Origin of the sequence: uncultured Psychroserpens sp., from assembly GCF_947501425.1 — a bacterium.
Lineage (GTDB): Bacteria > Bacteroidota > Bacteroidia > Flavobacteriales > Flavobacteriaceae > Psychroserpens.
Genome location: NZ_CANMVN010000006.1, coordinates 49,623 through 67,108, shown reverse-complemented (window position 1 = coordinate 67,108; position 17,486 = coordinate 49,623). Strand labels below are relative to the sequence as shown.

General features: G+C 33.4%; 15 protein-coding genes. 3 read left to right on the top strand and 12 right to left on the bottom strand.

The genetic code is table 11. The features are described 5' to 3' along the window. Positions 1-116: 116 nt before the first annotated feature. Entirely contained in the window at positions 117-4,517 is a 4,401-nt protein-coding gene (locus tag Q0951_RS10270) for a translocation/assembly module TamB domain-containing protein (RefSeq protein ID WP_299336578.1), read from the bottom strand. A gap of 112 nt (positions 4,518-4,629) precedes the next feature. Between Q0951_RS10270 and tsaD the strand changes: the two genes are divergently transcribed. Then, positions 4,630-5,652 carry a tRNA (adenosine(37)-N6)-threonylcarbamoyltransferase complex transferase subunit TsaD gene (tsaD, locus tag Q0951_RS10265; protein WP_299336576.1) on the top strand — a complete coding sequence of 341 codons (1,023 nt, stop codon included), beginning with the start codon at positions 4,630-4,632 and terminating at the stop codon, positions 5,650-5,652. Between the two features lie 48 nt (positions 5,653-5,700). On the opposite strand, the gene Q0951_RS10260 is transcribed toward tsaD, so the two are convergent. Next, complete coding sequence (locus Q0951_RS10260) at positions 5,701-6,483, bottom strand: tRNA pseudouridine(38-40) synthase TruA (RefSeq protein ID WP_299336574.1); 783 nt, start codon at positions 6,481-6,483, stop codon at positions 5,701-5,703. 101 nt (positions 6,484-6,584) lie between these two features. Here Q0951_RS10260 and Q0951_RS10255 point away from each other — a divergent pair, with 101 nt between their 5' ends. Both Q0951_RS10255 and Q0951_RS10250 read left to right on the top strand, forming a co-directional pair. Then, positions 6,585-7,379: a LytTR family DNA-binding domain-containing protein gene (locus Q0951_RS10255; RefSeq protein ID WP_299336572.1), complete on the top strand. Its 795-nt coding sequence runs from the start codon at positions 6,585-6,587 to the stop codon at positions 7,377-7,379. A 98-nt stretch (positions 7,380-7,477) separates the two neighbouring features. Next, entirely contained in the window at positions 7,478-8,713 is a 1,236-nt protein-coding gene (locus tag Q0951_RS10250; protein WP_299336570.1) for a S41 family peptidase, read from the top strand. A gap of 95 nt (positions 8,714-8,808) precedes the next feature. Here Q0951_RS10250 and hisIE read toward each other — a convergent pair whose 3' ends face one another. The 10 genes from hisIE to Q0951_RS10200 form a co-directional block, all read right to left on the bottom strand. Then, positions 8,809-9,405: a bifunctional phosphoribosyl-AMP cyclohydrolase/phosphoribosyl-ATP diphosphatase HisIE gene (gene hisIE / locus Q0951_RS10245; RefSeq protein WP_299336568.1), complete on the bottom strand. Its 597-nt coding sequence runs from the start codon at positions 9,403-9,405 to the stop codon at positions 8,809-8,811. Positions 9,406-9,407: 2 nt separating this feature from the next. Continuing rightward, positions 9,408-10,163: an imidazole glycerol phosphate synthase subunit HisF gene (hisF, locus tag Q0951_RS10240; protein WP_299336566.1), complete on the bottom strand. Its 756-nt coding sequence runs from the start codon at positions 10,161-10,163 to the stop codon at positions 9,408-9,410. Positions 10,164-10,166: 3 nt separating this feature from the next. After that, positions 10,167-10,883, bottom strand: a complete 717-nt coding sequence (gene hisA, locus Q0951_RS10235) for a 1-(5-phosphoribosyl)-5-[(5-phosphoribosylamino)methylideneamino]imidazole-4-carboxamide isomerase (protein ID WP_299336564.1) — start codon at positions 10,881-10,883, stop codon at positions 10,167-10,169. Then, on the bottom strand, positions 10,880-11,461 hold the full coding sequence (hisH, locus tag Q0951_RS10230; protein ID WP_299336562.1) for an imidazole glycerol phosphate synthase subunit HisH: 582 nt from the start codon (positions 11,459-11,461) through the stop codon (positions 10,880-10,882). The genes hisA and hisH overlap by 4 nt, the downstream gene beginning before the upstream one ends. Continuing rightward, on the bottom strand, positions 11,461-12,594 hold the full coding sequence (gene hisB / locus Q0951_RS10225) for a bifunctional histidinol-phosphatase/imidazoleglycerol-phosphate dehydratase HisB (protein ID WP_299336561.1): 1,134 nt from the start codon (positions 12,592-12,594) through the stop codon (positions 11,461-11,463). Before hisB ends, hisH begins: the two co-directional genes overlap by 1 nt. Positions 12,595-12,674: 80 nt before the next feature. After that, positions 12,675-13,718, bottom strand: coding sequence for a histidinol-phosphate transaminase (gene hisC, locus Q0951_RS10220; protein ID WP_299336559.1), 1,044 nt, complete (start codon positions 13,716-13,718; stop codon positions 12,675-12,677). Beyond that, positions 13,718-15,001, bottom strand: a complete 1,284-nt coding sequence (gene hisD, locus Q0951_RS10215) for a histidinol dehydrogenase (RefSeq protein WP_299336557.1) — start codon at positions 14,999-15,001, stop codon at positions 13,718-13,720. Before hisD ends, hisC begins: the two co-directional genes overlap by 1 nt. Beyond that, on the bottom strand, positions 15,001-15,858 hold the full coding sequence (gene hisG / locus Q0951_RS10210; RefSeq protein WP_299336555.1) for an ATP phosphoribosyltransferase: 858 nt from the start codon (positions 15,856-15,858) through the stop codon (positions 15,001-15,003). Before hisG ends, hisD begins: the two co-directional genes overlap by 1 nt. Positions 15,859-16,121: 263 nt before the next feature. Then, positions 16,122-16,658 carry a hypothetical protein gene (locus Q0951_RS10205; RefSeq protein ID WP_299336553.1) on the bottom strand — a complete coding sequence of 179 codons (537 nt, stop codon included), beginning with the start codon at positions 16,656-16,658 and terminating at the stop codon, positions 16,122-16,124. Positions 16,659-16,665: 7 nt separating this feature from the next. Next, the gene (locus Q0951_RS10200; RefSeq protein WP_299336552.1) at positions 16,666-17,481 is read right to left on the bottom strand and encodes a prohibitin family protein; all 816 of its coding nucleotides are present in this window, start codon (positions 17,479-17,481) and stop codon (positions 16,666-16,668) included. Positions 17,482-17,486: the final 5 nt, after the last annotated feature.

Below are 17,486 nucleotides of genomic sequence, written 5' to 3'. Positions count from 1 at the left end.
AAAACTAGTAAAGAAAAACTACAATAAGAACGCTATTGGAGATAATTTAACAGGACTTCAAAAACTCAAACGTTTTCGTTAATAAAAAAAAGAAAAATTGTTAAAAATGAGTAGAATTAATTGCTTTTTGAGTCGCTTTTTGATTTGATAGTAATGAAGTCGGGAGTCATTTTTTCATCATCTTCCTTCTTCTTTTCTTCCTTTTTTTCTTCCTTCTTTTTATTCTTTCCAGAGAAGATAATCTGGAACAATTCTTTGAAAGTATCAAACTCGACATTATAAGTAATTCCGGCACCTTGAGTATAGCCTATTTCCTCACCGAAATTTCTAATACTATTTTCTCTATTGAAAAACGAAGCCTTTAATGTTCCTTCTTCATTTAGTAAGACATCAATTCTTACATCTCCTGCTATAACCGTTTGCTCAACGCCTCCAATTGGAACACCCACTTTACCGTTAATTAGCACACGATCACTAATTTTTGTACTGAGTGTTACACCCAATCTGTCGTCGGTTTGATAATCTGCTGTCTGCTCTCCGACCTGATAATCAAACCCAACTTTTAGTTTGTCGTTTTCATTGGATATTAAGCTATTAATAAGTGCATTAACTTTATCTGATACTGTACCATAAGCTTGTTGCCCTAGTCCTATATCACTTTGGAATGATCCAGTAACAAGCAAGAAAGTTCCTTGTGTAAAGCGGCTTTCTTTGGTTTCTAAACGATAATCTAACTCAGATTTTATTGTAGAATTTACATTTGGAAAATTAAAGGTGAAATCAGATTCTGGTTGCTCTAGTTGTCCGAGTAAATTAATTTCCACTTCAATTGGAATACTTCTATTAATTGGATTATCCAATAACACCGAAGGATTAGCCTCTGTTTTATAAATGGCTTTAAGATCGATATTAGCCTTTAGTGGATCACCTTCCCAACGCATACTTCCGCCGGGTTCTACCTCTAATTTCTTTTGTATAAATCCGCCATAAGCGAAATTGTAAGTTCCGCTTTGAATTTGAAAATCACCAAACATTTTAAACTTTCCGTTGGTATTGATATCAAACAAGAGGTTACCATTACCTTTACCCTGTATGGTACTTCCTTGGTTTCTATCAATTACAATTTCGATATCTGCATACGGGTTTACAAACAAGTTGAATTCAAGCTCCAGACCTTTGACCTCAGTCGTTTCAACAACTTCTCCTTTGAGTCGTGCTTCTTTTTCTTCTGGTGTTACAAAATGAATGTATGAATTCTCTCCATAGGTTTCATAATCGCTTAATGGTATTTTAAAAATGGTCCCTTCAGCTGTACTTCCGTTAAATTCAATTTTAAGTTCGTTGGTTGGTCCCGAAATATCAGCTTCTCCGTTTACAAAGGCTGTTCCGTAGTAAAGTTCATCCTCATCATAATCTGTATTCAATACCAATAATCGATCAGTATCTATGATGAGGCCTAATTTCCAATCTGAAAAATTCTGATGTCCAATATAGCCGTTCAATGTTGCTTTTGAGAAAAACTCAGAATCTGTGATTTCCACTTGCTGAAAAATGAATTTTTGAGATTCTAATTTCACCTGCGAATCAAAATCGAAACTATAGTCTACATTTAAATAAGGTATGGTTAGTCCTGCATTATCTAATAACAGTTGTCCATCAAATTGTGGTTTCTTTAGACTTCCTGTAACCTTAGCATTACCAGTTACTAAACCTCTAATATTGGTAATCACTCCTTCTCCAAATGGATCTAGAGGATCTAATAAGAATTCTTCAAAATTAACATCCAGATTGATGTTAGAATTATTAGAACTTACATCAATATCACCTTTTGCTGTGAGTGTTTTAAGGTTGTCGTTCTCAAGAGATAGATCAACAATATAGTTAGTTAAAGATTGATTTCCTTTTACAATAGCGTTGAGATCTCCAAGCTCATAATCATTGGCTTCCAAATCGCTAATTACGACAGTTGAATTGGGTAAATACACTCCGTTTTTCTGTAGCAACTCCAACTTACCATTAACACGTCCTTCCAAGAGTAAACTATCAATTCTTGGTGTGATCTTGGTAAGATCGACATCTGTAAAATCTAATTTAAGATCTTTATAATTATCATTTTGAATGATTCCTGAGAGTTCTATTTGCTCATTGAAATGACTCATGACCATTTGGCTGATATCAAAGTTTTTAAAGTCTCTGGTAAAAGCAATCTTATTAAGTTTATTCTTTTCCTGATTTACTGTCCAAGTGTTTCCTTTGAATTCTATATCAGACTTTCTGAATCCAACAACCGATTTATTGTTTTCATCAATTGTATAATACATGTTAAGATCGAAATCATCAGCATTTTGCTTTCCTCCTTTAAACTCAGATTTGATAAACAAGGTGTCTCTTTGTGTCACATTAATTAAACTAAACTTAGAGACATCATAGTATTTTGTACTTAAGGTATCTATTTCAACATAGGTATTGAATAAGGGGTTTCCATTATCAATTAACACTGAAATATCATTAGCAAAATAATCGAATAACTTTATTTGAGGCGACTTAAATGTAAGATTGAATTGCTTTTCGTCGGTTTCAATTCTTCCTTTAACTGTTGTGTTTGGACCTAACTGTAGATCATGATAAAAGACTTCTACGATCTTATTATAGATTTTAAAATCAAATTCCAGATATTGGTCTGTTTCAATTTTATTGGGTACATAATTGGTATAAATACTACCAATAGAGTTTTCAACAAGCTTTCCAATATCTTTAAACTTAAAGTTACCACTCATGGTCCCTTGAATGATATCGGGAGAATTAATAGTCAAGCTTCGTTTATCGCTATCAAATTTAGATTCTATTTTAAAATCTTTAAAATAGTATTCATCATTCTCATTGATATAAGTTGTGTTTTTGAAATTCAATGTACCAAAGGCATCATCAATTGAGGAGCCTTTCATTGATGTGGTTACATTTCCTTTAAATATTGAAATACTGTCTTTTGTCACAAATTTAAGCGCTCTTAAATCTGCATAAGCAACGTTAGCATTAAAATCAAAGGCTTTTATGTCCTTGGATAAATCGGCAAGTCCATTAAATTTAAATTTGAAATTTTTGTCTTTTGATTCTAATAACCCATTAAAAATCTGATTTCCTAATTTACCAGACACTTCTATTTCCTTATAGTCATAATCATTGTAAGTCAAATGAAATACTTGACCAGAAACTTGACTACTAAGATTTTCTAGGGTGAATCCTTTTCCATCAACATCCAGATCAAAAGAAGTGGTCTTTACCAGTGGATCGTTTATTAAGACACCAAGATCGAATTCATCAAAAACTACATTTCCAACGTAATCAGCATTATCAATATCGTCCACATGAGTCATTTTCATATCAGATACAATCAATCCTAATTGCGTATTAATCTTTAAATCGGCATCAATGGTAGAATCTGTAATAAAAGACGTTCCTGTGATGGTGAAATTTCCAAGTTTTGAAAATACCGAAGGAATAGATTCTCCTAGAATATTTGGCAACATGGCACGCAAATCGTAATAATTTGATGATAGGTTATCAAAACGACCAGTCATAGAAAAATCACCTTTAGCTTTACTAAACAGGTTTTTAAAATTAAGATCACCAAATATTTTGGTTCTACCGCTGGCATTAAGTTGAAGTTGTTCAGCATTTAGATCATTAAGTGTACCTGTTAGGTTGACATTAAGGTTTGCTCTTTGGTTAATACCAAATTCATTATAAAAAGAATTAAGCTCATTTAAATACACTTCAGAATCTGTAAAATTAGCCGTTACCTGAACTTTATCTTCAAACTCTTTGAAATCTTCACGATTGTAATCAAAGCGTAAATTTCCTTTTAAAATAGACTTCTCACTTTTAATACTTAAATTATCAAAAGTCATATGAGTTAGTGTATATTCAAAATCTGTCATCATGTTTTGAACATGAGCGCCTCTGCTATCCTTAAAGGCTAAGGTATTGATTCGAGTTCTGACATCACTTCCTGCGATTACAAAATTAGTTGCATTAATGTTGAGATCAAGAAATTTTAGAAGGTTATGATTTTCTTTATTTTCGTCTATTAGATTAAACTTACCATCATAAATTGATACGTCACTTGATGATAATAAAAATTCACTTTTTTCTTTTCTTGGGTTGTCCTCATCAAATCTAGCGACAAATATATCCAGATTGGTATCTTCTTCACCTTCGTAGGTTTTGATATTGAATACCAAGTCCATAATATCAATATCGCCAAAATTAAGTTTTCCGTTTGAGAGGTTTCTGAAGCTAAGAATTGAGGTATTCAACTCTTCAATAGCTATAAGTGTATCTTTTTTATAATCTTCAATGTATATTTCTTTGAGTTCAACATCACCATTAAATTGAAGACCTACCTTACCGATATTAATATTTGTTCCGAAGTCATCATTGACTCTATTAGTCACGTATTTCCCTAAACTAGTTTGTACAGCTGGAATAGATAATATCAACACCAAAATGATGAACAATAGCAAAATTATTGCTAATATCTTTGATACTATTTTTAGGAATTTCTTGATACGCTATGAAAGTTATAACTTTGACCTCAAAATTAACAATTATTGTGCCTAAATTATATTAATGAGCTCACAAAATATATATATTCTCGCTATAGAGTCATCTTGTGATGATACTGCAGCTGCTGTAATGCATAACGGTCGGATTCTCAGTAACATTGTAGCTAGCCAAAAAATACATGAGGAGTATGGTGGTGTGGTTCCAGAATTAGCCTCCAGAGCTCATCAACAAAACATTGTTCCTGTAGTAGATCAGGCTTTAAAAAAGGCAGGTATTAGTAAAGCACAATTAACTGCTATTGCTTTTACACGCGGACCAGGATTAATGGGGTCTTTGCTGGTAGGAACATCATTTGCTAAATCATTGGCTTATGGTTTAGATATTCCACTCATAGATGTTAATCATATGCAAGCGCATATTTTAGCGCACTTTATTGAAGAAGAGGATTTCACCAAACCTCCTTTTCCGTTTTTGGCAATGACTATTTCTGGAGGTCACACCCAAATTGTAAAGGTCAATTCGTATTTTGACATGGAGGTTATTGGAGAGACTATCGACGATGCCGTTGGAGAAGCCTTTGATAAAAGTGGGAAGCTTCTAGGTTTAGGATATCCAGCAGGACCAGAAATTGACAAACGAGCACGATTGGGAAACCCAAAAGCATTTCAGTTTACTAAACCAAAAGTAGATGGTTTAAACTTTAGCTTCTCTGGATTAAAAACTGCGATTTTATATTTTATTCAGAAACAAGTCAAAGCTAACTCTAACTTTATTGAGGAGCACCTTAACGATATTTGTGCATCCATTCAATATACGATTATTGGTATTTTAACAGACAAGCTAAAATTAGCGACCAAACAAACTGGAATTACTCATATTGCTATTGGAGGCGGTGTTTCAGCAAATTCTGGTATACGTGAAGCACTTAAAAAAGGAGAGCAAAAGTTTGGATGGACGACTTACATTCCAAAGTTTGAATACACTACTGATAATGCAGCAATGATTGCCATTGTTGGTCACTTAAAATATTTAGAAGGTAATTATGCTGATCAGAGTGTGATGGCCTCTGCGAGATTAAAAATTTAACCGTTGTTATATTTTAGGCAATAAAAAGAGAACCCAAACTAAAATAAATCATTCAAAATCTACGCTATTTAAGATCAAGCCTGAAGCAGGCGCAATAAAATCCATGACCTCATTGCTTTCTGGTTTTAGCGATGCTTTAATATATTTTAAATCAACTTCTCCTCTACCCAATTTAATTAACGTTCCCATCATAAGTCTGATTTGGTTTCTACCAAAGCCTTTTCCTTTCACAACGAGCGTGTAGCTTTGCTTCGGAAAGAAACTCGCAGTAAACAAAGTGTTCTCTGTAAGAACACAACTTTCAACAGTTCTCTTATACACACCGTTATTTGTGGCTCTAAAACAATACGGCTTAAAATTGTGTGTCCCTTCAAAAAGTTTTGCGCCTTCTTTCATGATATCTATATCCAAATCATCTAAAATGGTTGTCATTATTGGTGCACAAAATGGGTGACATTTTTGTCCGAAAGCAAACAAATAGATGTATTCCTTTATTTTAGAATGCTGAATAATATTGAAATCGGCATCTACTTGTTCAATTCCTAAAGCCCTTATATCCTGAGGAAGATTATGGTTAAATAAGGCTAAAAATGCTTCTTCGTCTTCAATTTTCTCATAGATGAATAATTCAAATGCAGTTTCGTTTGCAGACACCATAGCATCCGTACGACCAGAACCTAGAGTTTTAAATTCCTTACCATCTAGAATGAAATTTAAAGTTCTATCAATCATTAAATGGATGGTTTTAAGCTTAGGTTGTTTTTGCCAACCGTGAAACCTGTAGCCCAAATATTGGATTTTAATTAAATAATAATAGCGCTTATTAAACATATTAGCAAGAACGCTATTCTACAAGTTTTTACAAAATTTTTGAGAGATTTGTTATTGCCCATATAAGAATGAAGTTATATTTTTAAACTTTAAAATTGTCTGTGAATATAAAATACCCATTTGATCCATCTACTAAACACCATTTGCTTATTGCATTAGGTCTTGCTATTTGGATTTTTGTCTTTCTATATTTTACTGAACCACTAGACGTTAATGAATTTGGAGATTCTGAAAAGTTAATCTATTTACCAATTTATGGTGTATTGGGAGCGCTATTATATGTTGTCGTACTACCTTTTCAGAATTGGCTATTCAAAAGAAACCACACATCTTGGACTTTGCTAAATGAAGTGCTGTTTTTGGTTGTTTTTATTGGTATAACTATAGTCATCTTACGTCTATTTTACTTGCATTTTATAATAGAATGGCATCCAAATCGATATGGTCTTTGGTATCACATAAAAGCAATTATGTTGCCAGCGATACTCACCATATTACCTATTGTTATCATTGGTCGTTTTGCCTTCGGAAAATATAAAGACAAGAAACTTGAAGAACAAAAAATTGAAATACAAGGTGAAGGGCATTACGAAAGTTTGCGATTGCACCTTAACGATTTGATCTGTATTCAATCATCAGACAATTATATTGAAGTCATATACCTTAACGGACAAGCCCTGAAAAAAACGCTCATCAGAAATAAGTTGTCAACCATTGCAGACAGCTTTCCCAAATTATTACGAACACATCGTAGTTATATCATCAATCCGTATCATTTTCAAACATGGAATACAGAAAAAGGGAAACATTTCTTGTCACTTTCTCATGACATTGAAGTACCTATTTCTAAAACTTACCTAGAAGCAACAAAAGCACTATTAAATTTCACCACATGATAGGTGTAATTCACCCCAAACACGCATTATAATTGAGTTTTATTAGACTCGTTAAATACATTTGCCTCAGAAAGTTTAATCCGTAAAATTTAATTATTATGAAACCATTAGAGACATTTTGTATTGTTTTAATATTTACAATCAGTTCAACATTTGCACAATCATCAACCTGCGATTGCAAAGCCGATTTAGATTTTGTAGTTGAAAAAATGAAGAAAATGCCTTCATATAAAAAACAGATTAAAGGCAAAAAAGCTGAAGAATTTACAAACACTTATAACAGACTTTCAGCAAAAATGGAAACACCAATTCCTGTTGAAGCGTGTTACAAAATGTTATTAGAGCAAATGTTATTAGTAAATGATGTTCATGCGTCTATTCAAATGAATAATTCTTACCTATCAGAAGACATTGCAGAAGATGCTGACAAATTATCAAATTTTAAAGCCTCAGTATTATTTCAAAATCATCCAAAATCAGCATATAACCTTAGAGATCTGGAAAAAGAACTGGGCAATAAACCTGCTGAAAGTCTTGAAGGTATTTATAATTATCAAAAATCTCAGAAAATAGGCATTTATTATGCTGAAAATAAAAAGGACTTAATAGGCGTTGTTTTAAACAGTAGTCTGAACCATTGGATACCAGGAGAAATTCGGTTTTATGCAACGCATACTACTGATAATAAGTATAATGTGTATCAATATGATATAAACACCAGAATACCACATTTTGTAAAGAGTTTATCATTTGAAAATGGAAGACTATGGTCTTATAAAAAATTAGGAAATACAAATAATTTTGAATTCCCTGAAAATGACCAACCGCAATTAGAGTTTAAGCAGATTAATGAAAATACTCAATATCTGCATTTTAGAAATTTCAGTAATAGCGAAAAAGAAGCACATCTAAACTTCTACAAAGACGTCAAAGACAAGATTACTGCCAAACATATTATTGTAGATCTTAGAAGCAATAGTGGTGGAAATAAAAAATACTCTGACACGTTTTTAAAGCTATTAAAAAGCAAAAAAATCTATATCTTAACTAATTGTTTTACTGGTAGTAATGGAGAGCAATTTACAGTAAAACTTAAAAAGTTAAAACACGCTATTCATCTTGGTCAAACAACACGCGGCATTATTGCTTATGGTAAAAATTATGGATACCAATACAATACACCATCTGGTCATTTTAAAATGACACCAACAGATATGAATTTTCATAAGTATATAGCATTTGAAGGCAAAGGTGTTGCTCCAGATATCACATTGGATTATGACAAAGATTGGATGCAACAAACATTAGAAATTATAGAAAATCGTAGTAATTAATTCATCCTATAAAAAGTTCAAGTGTTTCTAATGCGCGATTAAACTTTAAACTTTTACATTAGAATAGCTGTCGTTAAATTAGTTTAGCGACAGTTTTATTTTTCTCGGCTTTTTAAAACATTGGCAATATCATCAAGCTTATAACCTTTAGCTTGTAATAAGATCAAGTAATGAAACAATAAATCGGCACTTTCATTAAGAAATAAATCATCATTGGTATCCTTAGCTTCTATAACGACTTCAACTGCTTCCTCTCCTACTTTTTGAGCAATCTTATTAATGCCTTTTGCAAACAATGAAGCCACATAGGATGTGTCCTCAGACGCTGAGTTTTTACGACTTTCAATTACATCTTCTAAATGTGATAGAAATCCATACTCCTGAGAATTATCTTCATTCCAACAGGTATCAGAACCTTTGTGACAAGTTGGTCCTTCTGGGTTTACCTTTATCAGAAGTGTATCATTATCACAATCTAATTTCACATCTACGAGATGTAACACATTACCACTCTCCTCACCTTTAGTCCATAAGCGTTGCTTCGTTCTACTAAAAAATGTGACCAATTTTGTATCTATTGTTTTTTTCAGTGCATCTTCATTCATATAGCCTAACATTAACACATTGCGAGTTGATGCATCTTGAATAATTGCAGGTACGAGTCCGTTATTTTTTTTATAATCTATGTTCATTATTACAATCTTACTTCTATGTTATTCGCTCTTAATTCTCTTTTTAAGTCTAAAATTTGAATCTCACCAAAATGAAAAACACTGGCAGCAAGAGCGGCATCAGCTTTCCCTTTTTGAAATGTATCAACAAAATGCTGAACGTTTCCTGCACCACCAGATGCAATTATGGGAATGTTTACCAAATTTGACAATGTAGCTAAGGCTTTATCAGCAAAGCCTGATTTGGTTCCATCGTGATTCATTGAGGTAAACAGAATTTCTCCTGCACCACGTTGTTCAACTTCCAGAGCCCAGTCAAATAGCTTCAACTCTGTTGGAATAGTTCCTCCTGCCAAATGCACAAACCATTCACCATTGATCTCTTTTGCATCTATAGCAACCACAACACATTGGCTTCCAAACTTCTTTGACAATTCATTAATCAACTCTGGTCGTTTTACTGCACTAGAATTTATTGACACTTTATCAGCACCACAATGCAACAGATCATCAACATCTTCAACTGACGATATACCACCTCCTACTGTAAATGGGATATTGACATATTCAGCAACTTTTAGTACCATGTCATGCATCGTTTTTCTTCGCTCTTGTGTAGCAGAAATATCTAAAAACACCAATTCATCTGCACCGAGTTTAGCATATTGTTTTGCTAATTCAACCGGATCACCTGCATCACGCAGATCTACAAAATTGACACCTTTTACAGTTCTACCATTTTTAATATCCAAACAAGGAATAATTCGTTTAGTTAGCATAGTCTAAAAGTGTGTTTCTAAATCTCTTAATCTAATATGTCCTTCGTAAATAGCTTTACCAATAATAGCGCCTTCACAACCTAAATCCTCCAACTTGTTGAGGTCTTCTATAGATGTTACGCCTCCTGACGCTATAAGCTTTATATCTTTTGAACTTGACAAAATACGTTTATAGAGATCAAATGAAGGACCTTCAAGCATACCATCTTTAGAAATATCTGTACATATCACATAATTAATACCTTTACCTTCATAAGTCTTTATAAAAGGAATTACATCCATATCACTCTCTTCCTGCCAACCACTAACTGCAATTTTATCATTGTAACAGTCGGCACCAAGAATGATTTTTGTACCACCATATTTTGCAATCCAACTCTCAAACGTATTTGGATTTTTAACTGCTATACTTCCTCCTGTTATCTGTTTAGCACCAGAATTAAAAGCAATATGCAAATCTTCATCAGATTTAAGTCCGCCTCCAAAATCGATCTTAAGATTAGTCTTAGATGCAATCTGCTCCAACACTTTATAATTGACAATGTGCTTTGCTTTTGCTCCATCGAGATCAACCAAGTGTAAATACTGAATTCCCGCACCTTCAAAGGTCTTAGCGACTTCTACAGGGTTTTCATTGTATACTTTTTTAGTATCGTAATCGCCTTTTGTTAAGCGTACACACTTACCTCCAATAATATCAATAGCTGGTATTATTCTCATAATTCTATAAAGTTTTTTAAAAGTTGTTCTCCAGCCACACTACTTTTTTCAGGGTGAAACTGTACACCATAAAAATTTTCATTTTCCAAAGCTGAAGCATATTCTAATTCGTAATCTGAAGTTGAAATCGCCTGATTGCAATTTTCAGCATAATAACTATGCACTAAATACATATATTCTCCTTCATTAATACCTTTGAATAAATCAGATTTCAGATGTTTTATTGTGTTCCATCCCATTTGAGGAACTTTAACATCATTACTGAATCGTTTTACGTCGACATCAAAGATACCAAGACCTTTAGTGTTTCCCTCTTCGGTCGTATTACACATTAACTGCATGCCTAGACATATACCCAAAACAGGCTGTGTTAGCTTAGGAATAAGTGTGTCTAGTCCGCTCTTTTTCAACATATACATTGCAGAACTTGCTTCTCCTACACCAGGAAAAATCACCTTATCTGCAGCTTTGATAACTTTAGGATCACTTGTTAGTTTCGCATCAAATCCCAGTCGTTTAAACGTAAACTGGATGCTTTTTATGTTTCCAGCACCATAATTAATAATTACTAGTTTCATTATAACATTCCTTTAGTTGATGGAAGGATCATTTTCTCTACATCACGTTTTACAGCCATTTTAATCGCTTTTGCAAAAGCCTTAAAAATGGCTTCTATTTTATGGTGTTCATTAGTTCCTTCTGCTTTAATATTCAAATTACACTTAGCACCATCAGTAAATGACTTAAAGAAATGATAAAACATTTCAGTAGGCATTTTACCTATCATTTCACGCTTAAAATCGGCTTCCCATACTAACCAGTTCCTACCTCCAAAGTCAATAGCAGCCTGAGCAAAGCAATCATCCATAGGTAATGAAAACCCATAACGTTCAATTCCTAATTTATTACCAAGCGTTGTTGCAAATACCTCTCCTAAGGCAATAGCTGTATCTTCTATAGTGTGGTGTTCATCAACTTCAAGATCACCATCAACTGTTATATTGAGATCTAATTCTCCATGACGTGCTATCTGATCTAACATATGATCAAAAAAAGCGATTCCTGTATCGATATTGCTCTGACCTGTTCCATCGAGATTGAGATCAATTTTAATCTTGGTTTCATTGGTGTTTCTTTCAATACTACCTAGACGTGCGTCGGCTTTTAGAAAAGTATAGATCGCTTCCCAATCATTACTCTCTAAAGCTATAAAAGCATTCAATTCGTCACGTTTTACTGTAATTTCATCAGTTCCTAAATTGGTGTTGTCATTAATAAAAACACCTTTAGAGCCTAGGTTTTTAGCCAGCTCAATATCAGTTAATCGATCTCCAATAACAAATGAATTTGCAAGGTCATATTCCGAAGAAAAATACTTTGTCAATAATCCTGTATTTGGCTTTCTTGTTAGTGCATTATCTTTTGCAAACGTTCGATCAATAAATTGCTCCTCGAAAGTAACACCTTCTGATTCAAAAGTTTTTAAAATAAAGTTGTGTACTGGCCAAAATGTATCTTCTGGATACACATCTGTTCCTAAACCGTCTTGATTAGTAATCATGACAATCTCAAAATCCAGCTCTCTGGCAATTTTACTTAAATATTGAAATACTTTAGGATAGAATTCCAGTTTTTCAAAGGAATCTATTTGTTCATCTGCTGGCTCTTTGATCAAAGTCCCATCTCTATCTATAAATAATACTCTCTTCATAATTTTATTGTTGTTATGCTGAATTTAGTTCAGCATCTCATTATTTGTGTTAATCTGAAACGAGCTCAGAATAACAAATTCTAAAGTTCTTTTAGTGCTGTGATTAGCTTTATATTTTCTATTTGCGAACCGACTGTGAATCGTAAACAGTTCTCACAGAGTGGTTGTGTGGTTCTATTTCTTACTACAATACCTTTGGCTATTAATTCCGAATATCTTCTATTAGCATCATCTACTTTGACTAAAATAAAATTAGCATCAGATGGATAAACATGTGTTACAAAAGAGATGGTTTCTAATTCTAAACTCAACCAATCTCGCTGCTTCAAAATTCTTTGAATTTCCGTAGAAACTTCTTCTGGTACAGATAAGCGCTCTAGAGATTTAATCTGTGTGAGGGCATTAACATTGTATGGTGGTTTTATTCTGTTTAAAACTGAAATAATCTTGTTTGAAGCATAGCAAATTCCTAATCTAACTCCAGCCATGCCATAAGCTTTTGATAAGGTTTGAGTGACAATTAAGTTGGGATAATCAACTAGTCTACTGATCCAGCTTTCTGCATTAGAAAAATCGATATAAGCCTCATCTATCACCACTATACCTTTAAATCCAGAAATTAAACGTTCAATATCCTTAGCTTCAAAACTGTTAGATGTTGGATTGTTAGGTGAGCATAGAAATAATAATTTAGTTGATTCATTAGCTGACTGTAATATCTCATCAACTTTAGGATTGAACTGGTCATCTAGTTCAATTTTAAGTACTCCTATAGCATTTACATTGGCTAAAACTTCATACATACCGTAAGTTGGAGGCAATGTAATAATACAATCTTTATTTGGTTCGCAAAACGCTCTAAATATAAGATCCAACACTTCATCGCTTCCATTACCAAGAAGTATTTGTGCTTCTGTCACACCTTTCAATTCACAGATCTTAGCTTTAAGATCACGCTGTTGTGGATCAGGATAACGATTTACACCGTTTTCAAATGGATTTTCATTAGCATCAAGAAATACCATATCACCAGTTACACCTTTGTACTCATCTCTTGCCGAAGAGTATGGCTTCAGACGTTTGATATTATCTCTTACTAGTTCATCCAAGCTAAAATCTTCCATTATGTCAAATCTTTTAATCGTAGTGTAACTGCATTTTTATGTGCTTGTAAGCCTTCAGCTTCTGCCATTAACTCAATTGTATTTCCAATATTTAAAATACCTTCTTTAGAAATCTTCTGAAATGTGATGCTCTTAGTAAAGCTGTCCAGATTCACACCAGAGTAGGCTTTACTAAATCCGTTAGTAGGTAAGGTGTGATTAGTTCCAGATGCATAATCTCCAGCACTCTCAGGTGTATAGTTTCCTATGAATACAGAACCTGCATTTTCAATATTTTCAATGTAATACTGATCATTATTAGTACAAATAATAAAATGTTCAGGTGCGTACTCATTAATAATATCTAGAGCCGTTTCTTTAGTATCTACATAAATGAACTTTGAATTATCAATGGCTTTTTGAGCCATCTCTTTTCTTGGTAGCTCAAGCATCTGTTTTTCAATTTCGGTTTGAGTGCTTTTAATCAAATCTTTCGAGGTTGATACTAAGACTACCTGACTGTCAGCACCATGCTCAGCTTGACTTAGCAAGTCTGATGCTACATAACTTGCATTTGCTGAGTCATCGGCAACTACGAGTAACTCACTCGGGCCAGCTGGCATATCAATAGCAACGCCATATTTTGTAGACAATTGTTTCGCCACAGTCACAAACTGATTTCCTGGTCCGAAAATTTTATAGACCTGCGGAATAGTTTCGGTACCAAAAGTCAATCCAGCAATCGCTTGAATTCCTCCAACTTTGATAATTTTAGTGACACCACATAATTGCGCTGTGTATAAAATTTCATTTGCGATTTTACCTTCTTTATTTGGAGGAGAACATAGTATGATATCTCTACATCCTGCGATTTGAGCAGGAACAGCTAGCATTAAAACCGTTGAAAACAAAGGTGCTGTTCCGCCAGGAATGTAGAGTCCAACTTTTTGAATAGCTCGTTTTTCTTGCCAGCATTCAATACCTTTTGACGTATTCACAGTTACTCGTTCAGTTTTTTGAGCTGTGTGAAACGCTTCAATATTTTGTTTAGCGGTTTGGATTGCTAATTTCAAATCGGCTCCAATCAACTGAGACGCTTCATTGATCTCATTGACTGTTACTGTTGCTGTTTCTATTTGCGCTCCATCAAATAACTCTGTGTATTTAGATATGGCCTGATTACCGTGCCTTTGTACATCATTAAAAATCTCATTGACAGTGTGTTCAATATTCTCTACTGTTTGGGTTGGTCGTTGTAATAGCTCTGACCAATCTGCTCTATTTGGGTTGATTATTGTGTTCATTATAATACCATGTTTTCGATTGGACATACCAAAATTCCTTCAGCTCCGTTTTTTTTAAGCTCATCAATGACCTCCCAAAATTCATTTTTGTTGATTACAGAGTGAAGTGAACTCCAACCCTCTTTGGCCAAGGGCAATATTGTTGGGCTATTCATTCCAGGTAGGATATTGATAATGGCATCTAATTTTTCATTAGGCGCATTGAGAAGTACATATTTGTTGCGTCTTCCCTTTAAAACAGACTGTAATCTGAATTGAATCTTATTAAGAATCTGTTCATTTTCCGAAGAAATTAAAGGCGATACAGCTAATACAGCTTCTGATTTCAATAAAACTTCAACTTCCTTTAATCCGTTCTTAAATAATGTACTTCCACTGGATACAATATCTACAATTGCATCTGCCAATCCAATATTAGGTGCAATCTCAACAGATCCATTAATGATATGTAAGTTGGCATTGACATTATTTTTCTTTAAAAACTGATTTACTGTATTTGGATAAGATGTTGCTATACGCTTTCCTTCAAGGTCTGTAATAGAATTATAACTAACTCCTTTAGGTACTGCAATAGAAACTTTACAGGAAGAAAAACCAAGCTTTTCAATACTAGGAATATCGCTTCCTTTTTCTATTAAAACGTTTTCTCCAATAATAGCCGAATCAACAACTCCATCTTTTAAATACTGTGGAATATCTCCGTTTCGTAGGTAAAATACTTCTAAAGGAAAGTTCTTGGCTGATGCCTTTAACTGATCTTTTCCGTTGTCGATAGAAATCCCAATGGCTTTTAAAATCTTCATGGAATCATCATGAAGTCGACCAGATTTTTGAACTGCAATTTTTAATTTACTCATGTTTTAGTTTTACTTATTTGTATTTGAGTAAATCGATTAACGGACATTGTTATAGAAACAAAAAACCGTTTGATTTACTCAAACGGTTTTTAAATATGTTGAATTTATTCAATACATTCTCACCTCGCTTGAGCGCTAGTATGAAAATGATGATGATGTAGTTGAATAAAAGTCATTTGTTATTTTGTATACACAAAGGTTGCAATTTTTTATTTACAATTCCAAATCCTTTTCAAATTATTAAGATTAATTTAATATTCGTCTTATTTTGGACATGTAGTCCATGGATAAGCACATTGATCTTCAAAACTTAACCAACCTTCAACTTTTTCTTTCCCTACCATAAAACTAACCTTTGCCCATAAGTCGGTCGTCTCTGCAACAGCTACCAACTGAAAATTATCCACCTTGTGAATTTTGTTAGAATACTTAGTTGGTTCATCATAAAGATATACATGATGATTAACATCATAATTATCGACAGCTATTAAGAACCCTTGGGTTTTAACCCAATGATCTTCGTAATCAAAATCTTTAAAAGAGCTTGGTAATCTTTGAATATTTTTAATCTTAAACCATCCATATTCACTATCCAGTATAGCTATTTTATACCAAGAGTTTTTATCTTCTACATTGGATAAAGTATCTACAATTTTACCGTTTTTTGCATTGTAAATAAAGATAGGCTTTGCATTAGTTTTGTCGTAATATGACTCTACTAAATTGGTATAATGAAATTGCACCTGATCTTGTGCCAAAAGACTAAAACAAGAGATCAAAAAGACAAAAACGACCTTCATTAAATTGTTACTGATTTCCTAGAATGATTGGCATTCCAGAATCTCCTGAACCAATCACAATAACTTTGCTGTTTGGAGATTCTGACAATTTAATTGTTGCATCAATTCCTTTATCTTGCAAAATTTTATCGGTTAGTGATGCACTTAAAATTTTATTTGCATCGGCTTTACCTTGTGCTTCAATTCTAACTTTTTCAGCTTCTTTTTCAGCAGTAACTAATCTAAACTCATACTCTAGAGATGCTTGCTCTTGCTTTAACTTACGTTCAATAGCGTCCTTAATTGTTGGAGGTAAAGTTACATCTCGCACTAACACCTCATTTAATTGAACGTGCTGTTTATCAAGTATTTTTTTTGTTTCTTCAAAAATTTCAATTTGAATGGCATCACGTTTAGTTGAATACAAATCGTCTGGCGTATAACGTCCGATAACACTACGTGCCGCACTTCTAATAGCAGGTTGAATTACACGTTGCAAATAGTTTTCTCCAAGATTCTGGTGTAATTGTCCGAGTGTTGCATATACAGGCTGATACCATGCAGAAGCATCTATTTGAATCTCTAAACCGTTAGATGATAATACTTTCATCTTTTCAAATAGCTCCTGCTGTCTTACTTCATATACATATACTTTATTCCAAGGAGCAATAATATGAAAACCTTCTCCTAAAGGTGGCTCATCTGTAACAACTCCACCTCCAAAAGTCTTATATAAAACACCAGCTTCACCCGATCCAATCGTAACCGCTGATTTGGCTAATAATATGATTAATACAACTGCAATAAAAATAACTGGCAGTGCAATTTTTGGTAATTTTTCCATAGTTT